Source organism: Jatrophihabitans sp. GAS493 (assembly GCF_900230215.1).
GTDB lineage: Bacteria > Actinomycetota > Actinomycetes > Mycobacteriales > Jatrophihabitantaceae > MT45.
In genome coordinates this window covers 3,413,565-3,431,681 of sequence record NZ_LT907982.1, presented here as the reverse complement: position 1 = coordinate 3,431,681, position 18,117 = coordinate 3,413,565, and the positions used below count along the sequence as shown (strand labels likewise).

The 18,117-nt window shown below is 66.6% G+C and carries 16 protein-coding genes and 1 riboswitch; of the genes, 9 read left to right on the top strand and 7 right to left on the bottom strand.

Annotated features, from left to right (window positions below; genetic code table 11):
• Positions 1-5: 5 nt before the first annotated feature.
• The gene (gene glgX / locus CPH63_RS15950) at positions 6-2,129 is read right to left on the bottom strand and encodes a glycogen debranching protein GlgX (protein WP_096303830.1); all 2,124 of its coding nucleotides are present in this window, start codon (positions 2,127-2,129) and stop codon (positions 6-8) included.
• 288 nt (positions 2,130-2,417) lie between these two features.
• On the opposite strand from glgX, the gene CPH63_RS15945 reads away from it, so the two are divergent.
• Positions 2,418-4,118 (top strand): substrate-binding domain-containing protein, encoded by a 1,701-nt coding sequence (locus tag CPH63_RS15945; RefSeq protein ID WP_157749595.1) that lies wholly within the window; start codon positions 2,418-2,420, stop codon positions 4,116-4,118.
• An 87-nt stretch (positions 4,119-4,205) separates the two neighbouring features.
• Complete coding sequence (thiD, locus tag CPH63_RS15940) at positions 4,206-5,018, top strand: bifunctional hydroxymethylpyrimidine kinase/phosphomethylpyrimidine kinase (protein ID WP_096305206.1); 813 nt, start codon at positions 4,206-4,208, stop codon at positions 5,016-5,018.
• A gap of 23 nt (positions 5,019-5,041) precedes the next feature.
• Here thiD and thiE read toward each other — a convergent pair whose 3' ends face one another.
• Positions 5,042-5,698 (bottom strand): thiamine phosphate synthase, encoded by a 657-nt coding sequence (gene thiE / locus CPH63_RS15935; RefSeq protein ID WP_096305205.1) that lies wholly within the window; start codon positions 5,696-5,698, stop codon positions 5,042-5,044.
• A gap of 24 nt (positions 5,699-5,722) precedes the next feature.
• On the opposite strand from thiE, the gene thiO reads away from it, so the two are divergent.
• The 6 genes from thiO to CPH63_RS15905 all read left to right on the top strand — a co-directional run bounded on the left by thiO (position 5,723) and on the right by CPH63_RS15905 (position 12,290).
• Complete coding sequence (gene thiO, locus CPH63_RS15930; RefSeq protein ID WP_096303828.1) at positions 5,723-6,904, top strand: glycine oxidase ThiO; 1,182 nt, start codon at positions 5,723-5,725, stop codon at positions 6,902-6,904.
• Positions 6,901-7,101, top strand: a complete 201-nt coding sequence (gene thiS / locus CPH63_RS15925) for a sulfur carrier protein ThiS (RefSeq protein WP_096303827.1) — start codon at positions 6,901-6,903, stop codon at positions 7,099-7,101. Before thiO ends, thiS begins: the two co-directional genes overlap by 4 nt.
• Complete coding sequence (locus tag CPH63_RS15920; protein ID WP_096303826.1) at positions 7,098-7,907, top strand: thiazole synthase; 810 nt, start codon at positions 7,098-7,100, stop codon at positions 7,905-7,907. Before thiS ends, CPH63_RS15920 begins: the two co-directional genes overlap by 4 nt.
• A gap of 38 nt (positions 7,908-7,945) precedes the next feature.
• Positions 7,946-8,061, top strand: a riboswitch (TPP riboswitch).
• Entirely contained in the window at positions 8,052-9,578 is a 1,527-nt protein-coding gene (locus CPH63_RS15915) for a cytosine permease (RefSeq protein WP_096305204.1), read from the top strand. (Overlaps the previous riboswitch by 10 nt.)
• Positions 9,579-9,610: 32 nt before the next feature.
• Positions 9,611-11,791: an excinuclease ABC subunit UvrB gene (gene uvrB, locus CPH63_RS15910; RefSeq protein ID WP_096303825.1), complete on the top strand. Its 2,181-nt coding sequence runs from the start codon at positions 9,611-9,613 to the stop codon at positions 11,789-11,791.
• A 49-nt stretch (positions 11,792-11,840) separates the two neighbouring features.
• The gene (locus tag CPH63_RS15905; protein WP_096303824.1) at positions 11,841-12,290 is read left to right on the top strand and encodes a VOC family protein; all 450 of its coding nucleotides are present in this window, start codon (positions 11,841-11,843) and stop codon (positions 12,288-12,290) included.
• A 33-nt stretch (positions 12,291-12,323) separates the two neighbouring features.
• Here CPH63_RS15905 and CPH63_RS15900 read toward each other — a convergent pair whose 3' ends face one another.
• Complete coding sequence (locus tag CPH63_RS15900; protein WP_096303823.1) at positions 12,324-12,608, bottom strand: antibiotic biosynthesis monooxygenase; 285 nt, start codon at positions 12,606-12,608, stop codon at positions 12,324-12,326.
• Between the two features lie 76 nt (positions 12,609-12,684).
• Here CPH63_RS15900 and CPH63_RS15895 point away from each other — a divergent pair, with 76 nt between their 5' ends.
• A complete protein-coding gene (locus tag CPH63_RS15895) occupies positions 12,685-13,641 on the top strand; it encodes a L,D-transpeptidase (protein WP_096303822.1) in 957 nt (318 codons plus the stop codon).
• Positions 13,642-13,677: 36 nt separating this feature from the next.
• Here the strand turns inward: CPH63_RS15895 and CPH63_RS15890 are convergent, their stop codons facing one another.
• From CPH63_RS15890 to CPH63_RS15875, 4 genes are all read right to left on the bottom strand, one after another.
• Positions 13,678-14,556, bottom strand: a complete 879-nt coding sequence (locus CPH63_RS15890; protein ID WP_197704386.1) for an ROK family protein — start codon at positions 14,554-14,556, stop codon at positions 13,678-13,680.
• 39 nt (positions 14,557-14,595) lie between these two features.
• Positions 14,596-15,264: an MBL fold metallo-hydrolase gene (locus tag CPH63_RS15885; RefSeq protein WP_197704385.1), complete on the bottom strand. Its 669-nt coding sequence runs from the start codon at positions 15,262-15,264 to the stop codon at positions 14,596-14,598.
• Positions 15,265-15,319: 55 nt separating this feature from the next.
• A complete protein-coding gene (locus CPH63_RS15880) occupies positions 15,320-16,585 on the bottom strand; it encodes a DUF4032 domain-containing protein (protein ID WP_197704384.1) in 1,266 nt (421 codons plus the stop codon).
• 81 nt (positions 16,586-16,666) lie between these two features.
• The gene (locus tag CPH63_RS15875; protein ID WP_096303821.1) at positions 16,667-18,037 is read right to left on the bottom strand and encodes a mycothione reductase; all 1,371 of its coding nucleotides are present in this window, start codon (positions 18,035-18,037) and stop codon (positions 16,667-16,669) included.
• Positions 18,038-18,117 lie beyond the last annotated feature (80 nt).

The following is an 18,117-nucleotide window of genomic DNA, read 5'->3' as shown; positions in this document are numbered from 1 at the left end:
CTCGCTCACGCCACCTGTCGCAGTACGACGAGGGCGCGGGGCCCAACCGATATCGTCTCTCCGGCCCCCACCACCACATTCTCATCCGGATCGACATTCGCCGTGTCGAGCACGATCTCCCACTGCTCGCCATATTCGCTGCTGGCGACGGAGAAGTCGATCGCTTCATCGTGCGCACTGAAGCAGAGCATGAACGAGTCGTCCCGTAGCCGCTCGCCGGTGGGGGAGCGATCGGGTATGCCGTTGCCGTTGAGATAGACCGCGATGGACCGCCCGAAACCGGAACCCCAATCTTCTTCGGTCATCTCCTCGCCCAGTGGGGTGAACCAGACGATGTCACTCACCGCCACGGTTCCGCCGGGCTGGACCGGGCCGCGGCGGCGGACCGGGCGGCCGTCGAAGAATCGACGGCGGCGGAAGACGGGATGCTGCCGGCGCAGTTCGGCGAGCTGCCGGGCGAAGGCCAGCAGATCGACGTCGATGTTGGTCCAGTCGATCCAGCTGATCTCGTTGTCCTGGCAGTAACCGTTGTTGTTGCCCTGCTGAGTGCGCCCCAACTCGTCGCCGTGGCAGAGCATCGGCACGCCCTGGGAGAGGAAGAGTGTGGCGAGGAAGTTGCGCCGCTGCTGGGCTCGCAGGGCCAGCACCGCCTTGTCGTCGGTGGGGCCCTCGACCCCACAGTTCCACGAACGGTTGTGGCTCTCGCCGTCGTTGTTCCCCTCGCCGTTGGCGTCGTTGTGCTTCTCGTTGTAGGAGACCAGGTCGGTGAGGGTGAAGCCGTCGTGGGCGGTGACGAAGTTGATGCTGGCCACGGGGCGGCGACCGGAGTGCTCGTAGAGATCGGCCGAACCGGTGAGACGGGCTGCGAACTCGCCGATCGTCGCCGGCTCGCCGCGCCAGAAGTCGCGAACGGTGTCGCGATACTTGCCGTTCCACTCCGTCCACTGCGGCGGGAAGTTGCCGACCTGGTACCCACCTGGACCGACGTCCCACGGCTCGGCGATCAGCTTCACCTGGCTGACGACCGGATCCTGCTGGACCAGTTCGAAGAAGGTCGAGAGTCGGTCGACGTCGTAGAACTCGCGGGCCAGGGTCGCCGCGAGGTCGAAGCGGAAGCCGTCCACGTGCATCTCGGTAACCCAATACCGCAGCGAATCCATGATGAGCTGAAGTGAGTGCGGGTGCCGCACGTTGAGCGTATTGCCGGTGCCGGTGTAGTCCATGTAGTGCTCGGGGCTGTCGTCGACGAGTCGGTAGTAGGCGGCGTTGTCGATGCCGCGGAAGCAGAGGGTCGGTCCCATGTGGTTGCCCTCGGCGGTGTGGTTGTAGACCACATCGAGGATCACCTCGATATCCGCCCGGTGCAGGGCGCGCACCATCGCTTTGAACTCCTGCACCTGGCCGCCGGGCGAGCCGCTGGAGGTATAGCGGGAGTCGGGAGCGAAGAAACCGATGGTGTTGTAGCCCCAGTAGTTCGACAGCCCACGATCGAGCAGGACTGAATCGTTCACGAAATGGTGAACGGGCATCAGTTCGATGGTCGAGATCCCGAGTTCGGTGAGATGGGAGATGATCGCCGGGTGCGCGATCCCGGCGTAGGTGCCGCGCAGTTGCTCCGGCACCTCGGGATGGGTCTGGGTCAGACCCTTGACGTGAGCCTCGTAGATGACGCTCTCCGCGTAGGGGTGTTTCGGCGGACGGTCCACTCCCCAGTCGAAGAACGGGCTGATCACCACCGATTTCGGCATATGTTCGGCGGAGTCGTCGTCGTTGGCGTTGCCCGGGAACTCCAGTTGGTAACTGAACAGCGACGGATGCCAGTTGATCTGGCCGTCGATGGCCTTCGCGTAGGGATCAAGCAGCAGCTTCGAGGGGTTGCAGCGCAGGCCCTTGGCCGGGTCGTTCGGGCCGTGTACCCGGTAGCCGTAGAGCTGGCCGGGCTCGACGCTGGGCAGAAACACATGCCAGACGAAGCCATCCATTTCCGGCATTTCGATACGGGTCTCGACGCCGTCGTCGAAGAGGCAGACCTCTACTTTCTCAGCCACTTCACTGAAGAGCGCGAAGTTGGTCCCTGATCCGTCGTAGGTCGCCCCGAGCGGGTAGGGAACTCCGGGCCAGATCTGCATAGCTCTCCTAACTAGCCGACACCGTCGACCAACCGAGCCTGCCAGACCTGATCGGGTCCGTGACCGATGACCCCCGGATCACGCGCTATAGTTCCGGCAATTGGTACAAAGAACGCAGATTTCTCGGCAACCGTAAATCTCCGCTACACCGTCGGAGCGATCAGGCCCTATCGTGATGGGATTGCCTGATCGGCGCGGCGTTCGCAGCGTTGGTTTGGCAATTTTCCATACGCGAATTCGCCTGTCGAGGCAGGCACCGGACGAAGAAATGCAGGTCAACGGGGGAGCATGTCGAATCGACATTCTGCGGGTATCGCCGTGCAGTGGCGTATCACCCGGCCTGCCCTGGCGTTCATCTGCGTGCTCGTGCTCGGCGTGGTGGCCGCCTCGGCGATGGCGATTCGCAGCTTTGGATCCAGCACGACCGCACCCCAGACCTGTTCGGCGACGGTGACGATCCGAGTGGCCGCCGCGCACGCCATGGTGAAGCCGCTGCAGGCCCATGCCGATCGCTGGAACCAGATCCACTTCGTTCGCAGTGGCAAATGCATCAAGGCCGCCGTCTACGAGGCGTCCGCCTCCACCGAGGCCGCACTGCTGGCCACCAGTTCGGCCGACAAGCCGACCATCTGGGTTCCGGACTCCAACTACTGGGTGGAGAAGCTGCAGACCGACCTCAAGACCCGCGGCAAGGACGGACACATCCAGCGGCTCACCGCCCATCCGGCGCTGGCGATCTCGCCGCTGGTGCTCGTCACGACGCCGGCCAAGTCGGCCGAATTGGCGGCCAAGGGCGGCGTCACCTGGGCCAGTCTCGACGCGGCCGGAACCCAATTGGCAATGGAGAACCCGTTGGTCAGCAGCGAGGGGCTGGTCAGCCTGGTCGCGATGGAGTCAACGCTCGGCACCCAACCCAACTTCAACCTGGGCGAGGCGATCGCCGGAATGGCACCTAAGGCGCTACCCGATGCTGATGCCGGATTCGCCATGCTGCTCGCCGCTCCGAAGACCGCCCCCATGTTCCTGGCCACCGAGCAGGAGGTGGCCGCCGAGAACGCCCTGCACAAGTCCAACTTCGCCGCCGCCACCTACCCCTCGGACGGAACCCTCAGCCTCGACTTTCCAGCGGTGCGCCTGGACTACCCCGGAGACGATCCGGTTCTCGGTCCGGGCGCCGATGGGTTCTACGAATCGTTTGCCGCGGGCGCCGCCCAATCGGTGAATCCGGTCGGCCTTCGGGACGGCACGGGTGTCGCCAAGCCGCTGTCGGGAGCCGACGTCAGCACCTTCGCATTGCCCTTCGCGAAACTACCGACCCCCGCACCGGGAACCGCGAACACGGTGTGGAGCGCCTGGCCCACCACCACCCGAAACGCGCGAGTCCTATTCGCGATGGACATCTCGTCGCTGATGCACAGCGATGTGGCCAACGGCGAGTCGATGATCTCCATGGAGACCTCCTCGGCGATCTCGCTGGCCTCGAACTACCTCCCGGATACCGCGCAGTTCGGGCTCTGGGGGTATGCCACCCACCTGACCTCGACGCTCGACTGGCTGGAGCAGGTCAGCCTCGGCCCGCTCGGAGATCCATACAACAACGGCACCAGGCGGGAGGCGGTGCAGGCACAGACGGCGTTGGTCAACACCACCACGAACGACGGCAGTGCGGTCTATGACACGGCGCTGGCTGCGTTCTACAACGTCACCAACAACTACGTTCCGGGTCGCACCAACGCCGTCGTGCTGATGACCGGCAGCGGCAACCGTGACGCCAGTAGCGTCACGTTGGACCAGCTGCTCACCACCCTGCGGCAGCGCTTCAATCCGGCCAAGCCGGTCCACATCATCTCGATCGCGATCGGCGACGGCGCCGACAACAGTGCGCTGAATCTGATCGCGGCGGCGACCGGAGGCAGCAGCTACATAGCCGAGTCCTCGGCCCAGGCGCTGCAGATCTTGCTGGACACCTTCGTCCAACCGCCGGCCTAACGAAGCTAGCGAGCCGAAGTGTCGGCGAAGCTGCGCGGTATGGTCCGTCACGTGTCCGGCGACCATCAGTTTCCCGCGCCCGAGCAGATCGACCGGTTTCCCCGGACGGCCCTGACCATCGCGGGCTCCGACTCCGGCGGCGGCGCCGGAATCCAGGCCGATCTCAAAACCTTCCTCACCTGCCATGTCCACGGCATGTCAGCGATCACCGCGGTCACCGTGCAGAATTCGCTCGGCGTCTCCGGCTTCTACGAACTGCCGCCCACAGCCGTCGCCGAACAGATCGAATCAGTGGCCACGGATATCGGGGTCGACGCCGCCAAGACAGGGATGCTGGCATCGGCGAAGATCATCGAAGCCGTAGCCGAGGTGCTGAGACGGCTGCAGATCGGGCCGCTCGTGGTGGACCCGGTGGCCGCCTCCCAGCACGGAGACGCGCTGCTGCGAGCCGATGCTCTCGAGGCCCTCCGGGACCGGATCCTGCCCCTGGCCGACCTGGTTACGCCGAATATCGGCGAGATCCGGCTGCTGACCGGAATCGAGGTGCGCAGTGACTCCGCGGCCCGCGAAGCCGCACACGCCCTCTTTGAGCTCGGCCCGCGCAACGTCCTTGTGAAGGGCGGACACCGCGACGGCGCCGCAGCCATCGACCTGCTCTTCGACGGCACCACGTTCACCCAGTACTCAGCTGGGCGACGCGCCACCGACCACACGCATGGCACCGGCGACACGCTCGCCGCGGCAACCTGCGCGGGGCTGGCCCGCGGGCTTGCGATGCCGGCCGCGGTGCGGGCCGGCAAGGAGTTCGTCACCGGCGGTATTGACGGCAGTTTCGCACTCGGCAGCGGGCTCGGTCCGGTCGGGCACTTCTGGCGAGTGAAGGATCTGGACGAGATCTAGGTCCACCACCCCGGAGCGCACTACTAGCTGACCGCCGGAAGGTGCCGCAGAATCTCGCGGGTCGCCGCCGCAGGATCAGCGGCCTCGGTGATCGCCCGAACCACCACGACCCGGGTGGCTCCGGCGGCGACCACCGTCGGCAGCCGCTGTAAGTCGATGCCACCGATTGCAAACCACGGCCGGGCGCGGCTGTGACCGGCCGCGTGCTCCAGCAGTTCGACGCCGGCGGCCGGCCGACCGGGCTTGGTGGGTGTCGTCCAGGTCGGCCCGGCGCAGACGTAGTCCACCCCGGACTCGGCCATCGCCGCGTCGAACTGCTGGGGCGAGTGGGTGGAACGACCGATAACCACGTCCGAGCCGAGTAGCCGGCGAGCCACCGGCACTGGTAGATCGTCCTGCCCGAGATGCAGGATCGGGGCGTCGACCGCGGCCGCCACGTCGGCCCGGTCGTTTACCGCGAAGAGGCGCCCGTGACGCAGTGCCGCTGCCCGTAGCACCTCCAGTAGTGCGATCTCCGCTCCGGCCTCGAGGCCCTTCTCCCGGAGCTGGATCACGTCTACGCCGGCGGCGAACACCGAGTCGACGAAAGCCTCGAAGTCGCCGGTGGCGGCTCGGGAATCCGTGCAGAGATACAGGCGGGCGGTGCGGAACTGTTCTCGCGGCGTCAGCGTCACAGTCAGCGAGGCTACCGCTAACGTTGACGGGTGCAGACCTTCGACGCCCTGGTCGTCGGCGCCGGGCCCATCGGACTGGCCACGGCCTGGCGGCTGGCTCAGCAAGGTCTGAGCGTCGCCGTCGCCGACCCCGCCGCCGGGCGCGGCGCGAGCTGGACCGCGGCCGGCATGCTGGCGCCGGTCACCGAACTGACCTATGGGGAGGAGCCGCTGCTTGCCCTCAACCTCGAATCGGCCGCCCGGTACCCGGCGTTCGTCTCCGCGCTCGGTGAGTTCTCCCGAATTGACGTCGGGTACCGCCGCAGCGGCACCCTGGTGACGGCCTGGGACGCGGCTGATCTCGCCGCGCTACGCGACCTTCACCAGTTGCAGACATCGGTCGGACTGGACTCCCAGCTGCTCACCGGCCGATCGATGCGATCTCTGGAGCCGGCCCTCTCCAGCGGGCTGCCAGGTGGGTTGTGGGCCGCCGACGACCATCAGGTCGATCCGCGCCGACTGCACTCGGCGCTACTGGCGGCAGCCCGGGGCAGCGGCGTCACCCTCTTCGACGTCGGCGTGCGGCGGCTGGTCGTCGAGCGGGAACGAGTCGCCGCCGCCGAGTTGGACGACGGTACCCGCGTCGGTAGTCGGTTCAGCGTATTGGCGGCGGGGGCGCAGAGTGCCGTCGTCGGTGGCCTCCCGCCGCACGTCCGTCCGCCGGTGCGTCCGGTGAAGGGGCAGACGTTACGACTGCGCACCGACCAGGCGAGTCAGCCCATGAGCCGAGTGATCCGCGGGTCGGTGAAGGGGAGCGCGGTCTACGTAGTGCCGCGCGAGGACGGCGAGGTCGTCCTCGGCGCTTCGAGCGAGGAGGCGGGCTTCGACGTGCGCCCCCGCACTGGCGCGGTCTACGACCTGCTTCGTGACGCGCTGGCGCTGCTGCCCGGCCTCGGTGAATTGACCTGGGTCGAGGTGAGCACCGGCCTGCGACCCGGTTCCCCCGACAATGCCCCGCTGATCGGGGCGGCTGAACTCGACGGCCTGATCATCGCCACCGGCCATTTTCGCAACGGGGTGTTGCTCACCCCGGTAACCGCGGACGTGGTGACCAGCCTCGTGATCGGAACTCAGTTCGCGGCGGAGACGACATTTACTCCTGGGCTGGATCTGGCCCGCTTCAGTCCCTCTCGTTTCGCCAACCACCGAAGTCGGGGAGAATCGTCACCATGAACATCACGGTCAATGGTGAGGGGCTCGACGTCGCTGAGAATCTCACGGTCGCCGAACTCGTCGAGCTTCGCTTCGACGGGCGATCCGGGATTGCGATAGCAGTGGACGGCGAACTGGCGCCGCGTTCGGGTTGGTCGCAGCAGCGATTGATCCCCGGCGCCGCCATCGAGGTCCTCACCGCGGTGCAGGGCGGATGAGCAGCATCACCACCAGTCCGGCGCCGGTGGATGCTGGACCCGACCCGCTGGTCATCGCGGGGAAGTCCTTTGATTCCCGACTCATCCTCGGTACCGGAGGAGCTCCCAGCCTCGAGGTGATCGAAGCGGTCTTGGCGGCGTCGGGCACCGAACTGTGCACCGTGGCGATGCGGCGCGTCGACACCCGCCAGAGTGGATCGCTGCTTGACACGATCCAGCGCAGCGGGGTTTCCGTGCTGCCGAACACCGCCGGTTGCAAGACCGCGCACGAGGCTGTGCTCACCGCCCGGTTGGCCCGTGAGGCGCTGGGGACCGATTGGGTGAAGCTGGAAGTGGTGAACGATGACCACACACTGCTCCCCGATCCGATCGAGCTGCTCGACGCAGCACAGCAGTTGGTCGCCGACGGCTTCGTGGTGCTGCCGTACACGAACGACGATCCGGTGCTGGCCCGCCATCTGCAGCGTGCCGGCTGCGCGGCCGTGATGCCTCTCGGCGCACCGATCGGAAGCGGGCTGGGTATTCGCAACCCGCACAACATCGAACTGATGGTCGCCGAGGCGCAGGTGCCCGTGATCTTGGATGCCGGCATCGGCACTGCGTCCGACGCAGCCCTTGCGATGGAGTTGGGCTGCGACGCGGTGCTGCTGGCGTCGGCTGTTACCCGCGCCCAGCGGCCGGAGCTGATGGCGTCAGCGATGCGGCACGCCGTGCTGGCCGGTCGGCGGGCCCGCCACGCCGGCCGCATCCCGCGCCGGTTCCACGCCGAGGCGTCCTCGCCGACCATCGGCATCGCGGTTCTGTAGCCAGTGATTTAATGAAGTGGTCACGCCGCGGCACACGTGGGGTGGCTCAAGACGGGAGCTCGGACCAACCGGGCTGAGAGGGCGACTAGTTGGGTCGCCGACCGAATGAACCTGTCCGGGTAATGCCGGCGTAGGGAGAGCCTGATGGCTACAGAACTAGCGGCACACAATTCCCTGAACAATGCCCTGAACGAAGACCTGAACGAAGCCCGAACCAATGCCGACGAGCCGTCGATCACGCTCGAAGGCGCGGTTCCGCGCACTCTCGGAACCTGGGATCAGATCGCCTTCTGGGCCAACCTGGGCGTGAGCCTGCTCGGGCCGGTGACTGCGCTCTACATCCTCTTTCCGTTCGTCGACGGACCGCAGCTCTCGCTGGTTGCCGCCTTCACCGCGCTGGTCGTCGGCTCATTCATCGGGACCCTGATGGTCGCGATCTCGGCCGTCCCCGGCGCCGACACCGGGGCACCGGCGATGGTGCTATTGCGTGGGCTGTTCGGTGCGAAACTCTCCTACCTGCCCACCGTTCTGAATCTCCTTCAGTGCCTCGGATGGGGAGTCTTCGAACTGGTGGTCATCGCGTCCGGGGCCCAGCTCCTGCTGCCTTGGGACGTGCACTGGCCCTACGTCATCGCCGCCGGGGTGCTCAGCACGTTGATGGCGATCCGCCCGCTCGGTGCGGTGCGGGTGTTACGGAAGTACGCGCTGACGGCGGTGGTGCTCGCCTCGATCTACCTCTTCATCCAGCTGCTGCGTCACCCGATGCCGTCGCTGACCCACGGCACCTGGTCCGGATTCTGGACCTCCACTGATGTCCTCATCGCGCTGTCGGTCTCCTGGGTCCCCCTGGCGGCCGACTACTCGCGCCACTCCCGGTCGCCCCGCAGCTCATTCGTCGCCACTCTCTCCGGCTACGCCGTCACTCAGATCGCCTACGTCGCGTTGGGCCTGCTGGCTTTCTCGACGGTGGTGAGCACCGACGCCACTGACCCCCAGACCGATATCTTCAAGGCCTTCATCGCTGTCCCGCTGGGGTGGATCGCATTCGCCGTGCTGGTCGCTCGCGAGCTGGACCAATCGTTCGCGAACGTCTACTCCACCGCCACCTCTACGCAGAATCTGCTCCCGCGGGTGGACCGACGGCTGCTGGCCGTCATCATCGGGATCGCGGCCACGCTTCTCGCGTTGGTCGTGCAGATCAGCGACTACGCCAGGTTCCTCTCGATCATCGGATCGGTCTTCGTGCCGCTGGCCGCGGTCATGGCCGCCGACTACTTCCTCCTCGGCGGGCGCCGCGCGTGGAACGTCTCCGAGCGGGCCCGCACCCGCTGGATCGCGCTGCTGCCCTGGTTGGTCGGGATCGCGGCGTACCAGCTGATCGCCCCGGGGGACGTCGGCTACTGGTCAGACATGTGGCGCGGAGTCGCTGGCTTCCTGCATTGGACCGCACCCACCTGGCTGAGCGCATCCCTCACCTCCTTCGCGGTCGCCGGGCTGGTGACGCTGATCCTCGGCCGGCCGATGCGCCGCAGCGCCGGCCGGCCGCGCTCCGGTTCGACTTCCGGTTCGACTTCCGGTTCGGCTTCCGGTTCGGCTTCCGGTTCGGCTTCGGGTTCGACTTCGGGTTCGACTTCCCGTTCGCTATCGGTGAGCGTCGCCCCCGATCACTGACCGATGTCAGAGGTGCGCCGTACCGTGGGGGCATGCGGGTATCCAGCGACATCGTTCCGAGCGGCGGCCGGTTCGAGGTCATCTCTGATTTCGAGCCATCCGGTGACCAGCCGAAGGCCCTCGAGGACCTACAGGCCAGGATCGAGCGCGGCGAGAAGGACGTCGTCCTTCTCGGAGCCACCGGCACCGGCAAGTCGGCCACCGCGGCGTGGCTCATCGAGCGGCTGCAGCGTCCAGCGCTGGTGATGGCGCCGAACAAGACGCTGGCCGCTCAGTTGGCCAACGAGTTGCGCGAGATGCTGCCGAACAACGCGGTTGAGTACTTCGTCAGTTACTACGACTACTACCAGCCCGAGGCTTACGTCCCTCAATCGGACACCTACATCGAGAAGGACTCCTCGGTGAACTCCGAGGTGGAGCGGCTGCGCCACTCGGCCACCATGTCGCTGCTGACCCGGCGCGATGTCGTCGTGGTCGCCACCGTCTCCTGCATCTACGGACTCGGCACGCCGCAGGAGTACGTCGACCGCTCGGTCCGGCTTCGCGTCGGCCAGCAGATCGAACGTGATCAGATCCTCCGTGGCCTTGTCGGGGTTCAGTACACCCGAAACGACCTGGCTTTCACCCGCGGTACCTTCCGGGTCCGCGGAGACACGATCGAGATCTTCCCCGTCTATGAAGAGTTGGCCGTGCGGGTGGAGATGTTCGGCGAGGAGATCGAGCGGCTCTACTACCTGCACCCCCTTACCGGCGAAGTGGTTCGCGAGGTCGAGGAGGTCTTCATCTTTCCGGCCACCCACTACGCCGCCGGGCCGGAGCGCATGGAGCGGGCCATCGCCGGCATCGAGGCCGAGCTTGCCCGGCGGCTGGCCGAGTTCGAGCAGCAGGGGAAGTTGCTGGAGGCCCAGCGGCTGCGAATGCGCACCGCCTATGACATCGAAATGATGCGACAGGTCGGCTTCTGCTCCGGCATCGAGAACTACTCATTGCACATCGACGGGCGAGAGCCCGGCAGCGCTCCGAACTGCCTCCTCGACTACTTCCCAGAGGATTTCCTGCTGATCATCGACGAGTCGCACAACACCGTGCCGCAGACCGGCGGCATGTACGAGGGTGACATGTCGCGCAAGCGCACTCTGGTCGATCACGGTTTCCGGCTGCCGTCGGCGATGGACAACCGACCGTTGAAGTTCGAGGAGTTCGTCGACCGGATCGGGCAGACGGTCTACCTCTCGGCGACCCCGGGCGCGTACGAGCTGGGACGCACGAAGGGTGAGTTCGTCGAGCAGGTCATCCGTCCGACCGGCCTCATCGATCCGCAGGTGATCGTGAAGCCGACCAAGGGACAGATCGACGACCTGGTCCACGAGATCAGGCTGCGGGCCGAGAAGAACGAACGGATTCTGGTCACCACCCTCACGAAGAAGATGTCCGAGGATCTCACCGACTACCTGCTGGATCTGGGAATCAGAGTGCGGTACCTGCACAGCGAGGTGGACACGCTGCGCCGGGTCGAATTGCTGCGGGAGCTACGCACCGGTGAGTACGACGTGCTGGTCGGCATCAACCTGCTGCGCGAAGGGCTGGACCTTCCGGAGGTTTCACTGGTGTCGATCCTCGACGCCGACAAGGAGGGCTTTCTTCGCAGCGGTACGGCGCTGATCCAGACCATCGGACGCGCGGCCCGCAACGTCTCGGGCGAGGTGCACATGTACGCCGACACGATCACCGCGTCCATGGAGCGGGCGATCGGGGAGACGAATCGGCGGCGGGATCTGCAGATCGCGTACAACGCCGAGCGTGGCATCGATCCGCAGCCGCTGCGTAAGCGGATCGCCGACATCACCGACATGCTGGCTCGCGAAGCGGCCGACACCGACGAACTTCTGGCGACCCCGGTCGGGGGATCGGGCCGGTCCCAGTCGCGCGGCAAATCATCGACACCCACCGGCGTCGGACGTGGCGGGCGCGGAGCTAAGGGTGGGCAGAGTGCCGGCTCGGTCGGTGTCATCGGAGTCGGCGCGCATGCCGAGGGAGGGCTGGACGTGGCCGCCATGCCGCGGGCCGAACTCGCCGACTTGATTCTGCAGTTGAACGAGCAGATGCTCGCCGCCGCCCGCGAACTCCAATTCGAGGTTGCGGCTCGGCTGCGTGATGAGGTGAACGAGCTCAAGCGTGAGCTGCGGGGTATGGACGTTGCCGGAGTCAGTTGATCGGGTCCCCGCAGCGCGTCCCGGACGGCGATGAGGTAGGCATGCACTCATGAGTTCTTCGGCCCGCCTCGACCACGTGACAATTGGCGCCAGCGACCTCGCCCGCAGTGCCGCCTTCTACGACGCCGCGCTGGCCGCGGTCGAGCTGTACCGGGTCGTCGAATTCATCGACGAGGAGGAGGAAGAGGGCCCCACCGAGGCGATTGGGTACGGGCCGGCCGCTCGCTCCACGGACGCGCTCTCAGACAGCCTCTCCGGCGCCGCAAGTTCGGACGCTCACCTCTGGGTGGTGATGAGTACGCCGGCCACCCACAGTGCGCACGCCGCGCTGCGAGCCGAGTCACGGCAGCAGGTTGAGGCGTTCTACGCGGCGGCGGTGGCGGCTGGTGGCGTTCCGCGGCAACGCCCGCGGCGCTGGGAGGTCTTCCGTCCCGGATACTTCGGCGCCAGCGTGGCCGACCCGGACGGCAACATTCTCGAGGTTTTCAGTCACGAGTGACCGCACCGAGCGATCGGCCGTAAAGCAGCACAGCTAGACGTCGAGGAAATGCTCGACCAGCGGCGGGTTGGCGAAGTATGGGCCGATCGCGGCCCGCCACTGCACGAAGAGATCGGTGTCCCGGAAGTTCTCCTGGTGCTGCTGCACAGAGTCCCACTGCACCAGCAGGACGAAGCGCTGCGGCGACTCGATGCCCTGGGTCATCTGCGCCGAGTGGCATCCGGAGGCCAACAACAGGTGCCGAGCGCCCCGGTAGGCGGCGACGAAATCAGCTTCGCTACCAGCCAGTACGTCAATGTTCGCCACTTCGAGAACCATGTCGTGAGCATGCCAGACAGGTCGTCCGACGGCGTTGTTCGCCTCGGCTAACCGCTGTCTCTGGCAGACTGGGCGGATGCGCTTGCTCGGAGTTGCCGCCGCCACTGGCGTCGTCGTGACCATCGCCGCGGGCGCGGCCGTGGTGATCGGGATGACCTCTGGTGGGCCGACGGTGAGCGGCAAGGACGATTTCGCCATGCCCTCGACGGCGGCCGCGTCCCTCTCGCTGGGGTACAGCGCTTCGCCGGCGCAGACCGCCAGTCCACGCGTTTCGCCGCGTTTGACGCCTTCCGCGTCAGCAGGGCCGAAGGCCACCGCCGTGCCGCCCGCACCGCAGGCGGTGAGCCCGACCTCAGCTCCGCCCAAGTCGCCAGTGTCGGCCAGCAAACCGGCGGCCACCGCGAAGCCGAAGCCAGCCGCCCCGGCTGCTGGCTCGGGCCTGCCGTTGCGGTTCTCGACCGGAAACGCGACCCGCGTGATCACCGTGGTCGCCCGCAGTACCGGTTCAACGACGGCGACCCTGCAGGCCTGGAACAAGGCAGCCGGTGGCGGTTGGATCAGGTACGGCGCTGCGGTTACCGCACACATCGGGTCGCAGGGGATGACGACCGCGCCGAGTGAGAGCAAGTCGGCGACACCGATCGGCAGCTACACGCTCACCACCTCTTTCGGGTGGCGAAGCAACCCTGGCACCGCGCTGCCTTATCGCTTGACCAACGCGAATAGCTGGTGGGTGAGCGACCCGAGCAGCTCGAAGTACAACACGTACCAATCATGCGCTCCGGGCGCCTCGTGCGGGTTTAACCAGCACCTTAGCGAACATCTTCGAGGTGTGTCGGTCTACCCATATGCCGTCGTCATCAACTACAACACTGGGCCAATCGTGCCCGGTGCAGGGAGTGCCATTTTCCTGCATGTCACCGACGGCAAGGCGACCGCGGGCTGCGTGGCGATCCCGCAGGCGAAGCTGGTCACGCTGATGAAGTGGCTGACCCCGGCCGCGCACCCACGCATTATCATCGGCACCGGCTGAGCGCTCAGCAATGGCAGGGTGCAGCGTCTGGCGGGTTCAGGCGAAGCTGGCCGCTCCGATCAGGCCCGATCGTTCACTGTTCTCGCTAATCGCAATAGCCAGCGCCGGGTCGGCTAGCGTGCTCCGGAACGCCGCGTCGAAGAGGTCCCAGGCCCCTGAGATCGAACCGCCGACGACCAGGGACTCGGCCCGGAACCGTTGCAGGTAGGGGCCCAGGGCCGAGCCCAGCCCTCGGGCGTAGTCAGCCAGCACCAGCGCGGCGGCGGCGTCACCGGCCCGTGCCCGCTCGGCGATCTCCTTCACGTCTCGCTCGACTCCGGTCGCGCTGCGGTAGGCGGCCCGAAGGGCCCGCCTGGAGACGACGTCCTCCAGTGGCACCCCGTCACTTCTGATCAAGTGCGCCTCCCCGCCCGGCGGGACATCGGGGCCGGCAGCGATCGGGCGACCATCGGCCAGGAAGCAGGAGCCGATCCCGCTGCCCAGCGTCAACGCCGCGAACCTGGCGGTTCCGCGGGCGGCGCCGGCCAGATACTCACCCAGGGCGAAGGCATCGGCGTCGTTTCCGAAACGAACAGCGACGGATGTCCGACTGCCGCCGAGGACCTGCTGCAGAGCCGCACCGACATCGATCCCGTGCAGGCTCTCGAACTTTCCAACTCCCGTGAATTGGGCGACTCCGCGTTCGTAATCAAAGGGGCCGGGCATCGCGACGCCCCAGCTGCGAAGGGTGAGCGCAGGATCGGTCGCCTGCACACTGCGGGCGCATCGCCCCATCCCGTCCAGAAGCTCGGCCGCTGAGGCCGCTGGGTCCAGCGACACGCGCTGCACCGGGGCAATCAGCTGCCAGGTCGACGTCTCGACGGCGGTGGCGGCGACGTGCGTTCCGCCGATCTCCAGTGCTCCGACCGTGGTCACCGCGCTCCTGCAATGGCATCCACGGCAGTTATGACGGTTCTACCAGCCGCGGGCACGCCACTCGGCTAGGTGCGGGCGCTCTGCGCCTAACGTCGTGTCGTTCCCGTGGCCAGGGTAGATCCAAGTGTCATCAGGCAGGACATCGAAGACCCGAGTCTCCAGATCGTCCATCAGTGAGTTGAAGTCGGCCAGGGAAGTGGTTCGTCCCGGGCCACCCGGGAACAGCGAGTCGCCGGTGAAGAGATGAGCCGCGGCACCCGGATCTCGATAGAGCACAGCGATTGAGCCCGGGGTATGGCCGCGTAGCGCGATGATCTCCAGGCTCAGCTCGCCGAGCGTGATCACGTCCTCGTGGGAAAGCCGTTCATCCACGGCGACCGGCAACTCGTCGGCGTCAGCGTCGGAGGCGAAGATCGCCGCCTCGGCGTCGGCGGCCGTCTCAGCCAGCGCCTGCCAATGATCGGCGTGCCTATGGGTGGTGAGGATGGAGGAGACGGGCGGTCCCTGTAGCCGCACCAGCTCCCGCAGTCGATCCGCTTCGTTGGCCGCGTCGATCAGCAGCCCCTCACCGGAGGCGGTGCAGCGCAGTAGGTACGCGTTGTTGGACATCGGGCCGACGGCCAGCTTCGCGATCAGCAGTCCGGGCAGGACGCGTAGATCGGCGTCTGTGCCGACGGTCACATCGCCGGTGTAAATGGGAGCAGTCACATGCCGAACGCTACCCAACAACGAGCCGCACCCGACACCCGCCGTGGCCGCCCGGTCAGGCGAAGTCGCTGATGACGTCGAACTCCTCGGTCGGCGGGCCGCCGGTGAGGATCTCGACCTTGGCGTCGGGCAGGTAGCTCAGGACCGAATCGACGTACGTGGCGACCGCGGTCTCGCGGCCGACGTCGTAGCCCTGGGCTTCGGAGAGAAACCAGCGATGCTCGTTGATCTCGTGATACAGCTCGGCATCGGGAAGTTTCTGCCGCAACTCATGGGGCACCATGGCCAGCGTTGAGTAGAACTTCTCGTCCAGCCAGCGTCGAGCGGCGAGCGCCTCCGGAATATCGACGCCGGTGCCCTCAGTCCAGGTCGCCCGGAAGCGCGCCAGGTCTGACAGCAGGTGACGGGCCTGGTTCTCCTGGACCTGAAGCCCGGTGAGCCGAAAGAGGGCCCGCTGGTGATGTCCAGGCTCCACGACGTGGGTACTGAATCGCAGCTTTCGGCCACCGTCCACCGAGCTGATCGCCAGTTCTGCGACGTCGAACCCCATCGCATTGAGACGCTTGACCCGCTGATCGATCCGGTAGCGCTCGTCCCGTCCGATGACCTCGTCACGGGTGAGTTCGGCCCAGAGCAGTTCGTAACGTGGACGCAGCGCCATTGCTGTCTCAATCGGGTCCAGGTCATCCGGCGTGCCGCCGCCGGCCTGCACGTCGAAGAGCTCTCCGGCGATGTTCTCGGTCGCGATGGTGATGTCGTGGGTGCGCTGCCCGTCCGAGAGCTGCGGGTGGAGCTCCCCGGTCTCGGCGTCCACCAGGTACGCGGCCAGGGCGCCGGCGTCGCGCCGGAAGAGGGTGTTGGAGAGCGAGCAGTCACCCCAGTAGAAACCGGCCAGATGCAGCCGTACGAAGAGCTGCGCCAGCGAGTCGAGTAGCCGCACGCGCAGGTCGGGGAGGCTGCGTCCGCTGAAGAGCGACCGGTAGGGGAGGGAGAACGGCAGGTGGCGAGTGATCAGCAGTCCGTCGAGCTCCTCGCCGTCGTCGGTGCGGCGACCGAGAACGGTCCCGAACCCGTCTACCGCCGGCACGGATCGATCGGCGAGGTCCTGCAGCAGCGTGTGCTCACGCAGCACGTACCGGTCGGTCGCCTCCTTGATCGCGAAGATCTGGTTGTTGGCTCGGATGAACCGAACCACGTGCCGCGAGATACCGCGGGGGACCTGCACCATCCGAGGGTCGTCCCACTCGGCCAGCGGCACGCCGAACGGCAGGTCGAGCAGCTCGGTGGCCGCCCCCATCGTCGTCAGCGTGTAGATACCCATCGCGCCTTCGAGGTTAGTCGGCTAAAGCGCTTTCAGCGCGATGAAACGGGCTGGAAGCACGCTCTTCATCGGGCGGGTCGCTCATGTTCGGCGTTTCGGATCGAACTGTAGGAGCGCATTCTCGACCACTTCGGTGAGCGCGGGATGGATCCAATACTGCCCGCGCGCCACCTCCAGCGCGCTCTGACCGAACTCCATCGCCTGCACCACCGGCTGGATCAGCACAGCTGCTTCGGCACCGAGGATGTGGGCTCCGAGCAGTCGACCGCTACCGGACTCCACCACCACCTTGCAGTAGCCGACGCTGTCCTCCATCGCCCATCCATAAGCCGTGTCCGAGTAGTGCTGGCGCAGAACCTGAATGCGGTAGCCGGCGTCGAGGGCCTCCTCTTCGGTGAGCCCCACGGTCGCGACCTGCGGATTGCTGAAGACGGCAGCCGGCACAATCTGATGGCGGCTGGCGATGAGCGCGTCCGGGTGGGCGAGGTTGTGGGCAACCACGCGCGCGTCGGCGTTGGCCACGTGCTTCAACTGCTGCGGTGAACTCACGTCCCCCAGCGCCCAGATCCCGGCAGCGGTGCTGCGCTGGTATTTGTCGACGACGATCCGGCCGTCTTCGTGTAGCGCGATGCCCGCCGCCGCCGCATTGAGCCGGTCGCCGTTGGCCCGCCGTCCGGTGGCCACCAGCAGGGTGTCGGCGGTGAGCTCGCTTCCGTCGTCGAGTTGCATGGTCAGCTCCGCACCGGCCTGCTCAAGCGCCGCGACACTGCGATTCAGAACGAGATTCCACCGCTTCCCGGCCGCCTCGGTGAAGCGCAGAGAGATGTCCCGGTCCAAGCGCCGCAGCATCCCGTCGCCGCGCGTCACGATGCTCACCTCGGTACCGAGGCTTCCGAAGACATGTGCGAACTCGGCGGCGATATAGCCGCCGCCGAGGATGACCAAGCGCCGCGGAAGCTCATCCAGCCGCATGATCGTGTCCGAGGTATGGAAGTCGACGCCGCTGTCGGCCACCACCGGCGGCACCGTGGCTCGCGCCCCGGCGGCGACGACGATGCGATCGGCGGTGATCGTCTCACCGGTGCTCAACCGCAGGGTCGAGGCATCGACGAACTCGGCGTGAGCGGAGTAGAGGGTGATGTGGTCAGAGCTCTCCCGGTAGCGCCGACCACCGGCCGAAAGCGGATCGATGCGGCCGAAGATGCGGTCCCGGATATCCCGCCAGCGCACGTCGTCGAGCTTCGCGTCGATTCCGAACCGGGACGAATCGCGCACCGTGTGCGCGATGTCCGCGGTGTAGACGAACATCTTCGTCGGGATGCATCCGACGTTGAGGCAGGTACCCCCGAAGACGGACTCTTCGATCAGTGCGATGCGCAATCGGCTCAGCTCGGCGGTGACGACCGGATTGCCCGACCCCGAGCCGATGATCGCCAGGTCGTAATGCCGCATGCTGCCACGCTAGCCGTACCGGATCAGCCCGCGCGGACAGGCTCGTCGCGTCGCAACGGGTGCCCGGCTGGATTCGGCCG

Coding starts and splice junctions, on each gene's coding strand:
- glgX (WP_096303830.1), bottom strand. CDS start 2,129: ATGCAGATCTGGCCCGGAGTTCCCTACCCGCTCGGGGCGACCTACGAC.
- CPH63_RS15945 (WP_157749595.1), top strand. CDS start 2,418: ATGTCGAATCGACATTCTGCGGGTATCGCCGTGCAGTGGCGTATCACC.
- thiS (WP_096303827.1), top strand. CDS start 6,901: ATGAACATCACGGTCAATGGTGAGGGGCTCGACGTCGCTGAGAATCTC.
- CPH63_RS15920 (WP_096303826.1), top strand. CDS start 7,098: ATGAGCAGCATCACCACCAGTCCGGCGCCGGTGGATGCTGGACCCGAC.
- CPH63_RS15915 (WP_096305204.1), top strand. CDS start 8,052: ATGGCTACAGAACTAGCGGCACACAATTCCCTGAACAATGCCCTGAAC.
- uvrB (WP_096303825.1), top strand. CDS start 9,611: ATGCGGGTATCCAGCGACATCGTTCCGAGCGGCGGCCGGTTCGAGGTC.
- CPH63_RS15905 (WP_096303824.1), top strand. CDS start 11,841: ATGAGTTCTTCGGCCCGCCTCGACCACGTGACAATTGGCGCCAGCGAC.
- CPH63_RS15900 (WP_096303823.1), bottom strand. CDS start 12,608: ATGGTTCTCGAAGTGGCGAACATTGACGTACTGGCTGGTAGCGAAGCT.
- CPH63_RS15895 (WP_096303822.1), top strand. CDS start 12,685: ATGCGCTTGCTCGGAGTTGCCGCCGCCACTGGCGTCGTCGTGACCATC.
- CPH63_RS15880 (WP_197704384.1), bottom strand. CDS start 16,585: ATGGGTATCTACACGCTGACGACGATGGGGGCGGCCACCGAGCTGCTC.
- CPH63_RS15875 (WP_096303821.1), bottom strand. CDS start 18,037: ATGCGGCATTACGACCTGGCGATCATCGGCTCGGGGTCGGGCAATCCG.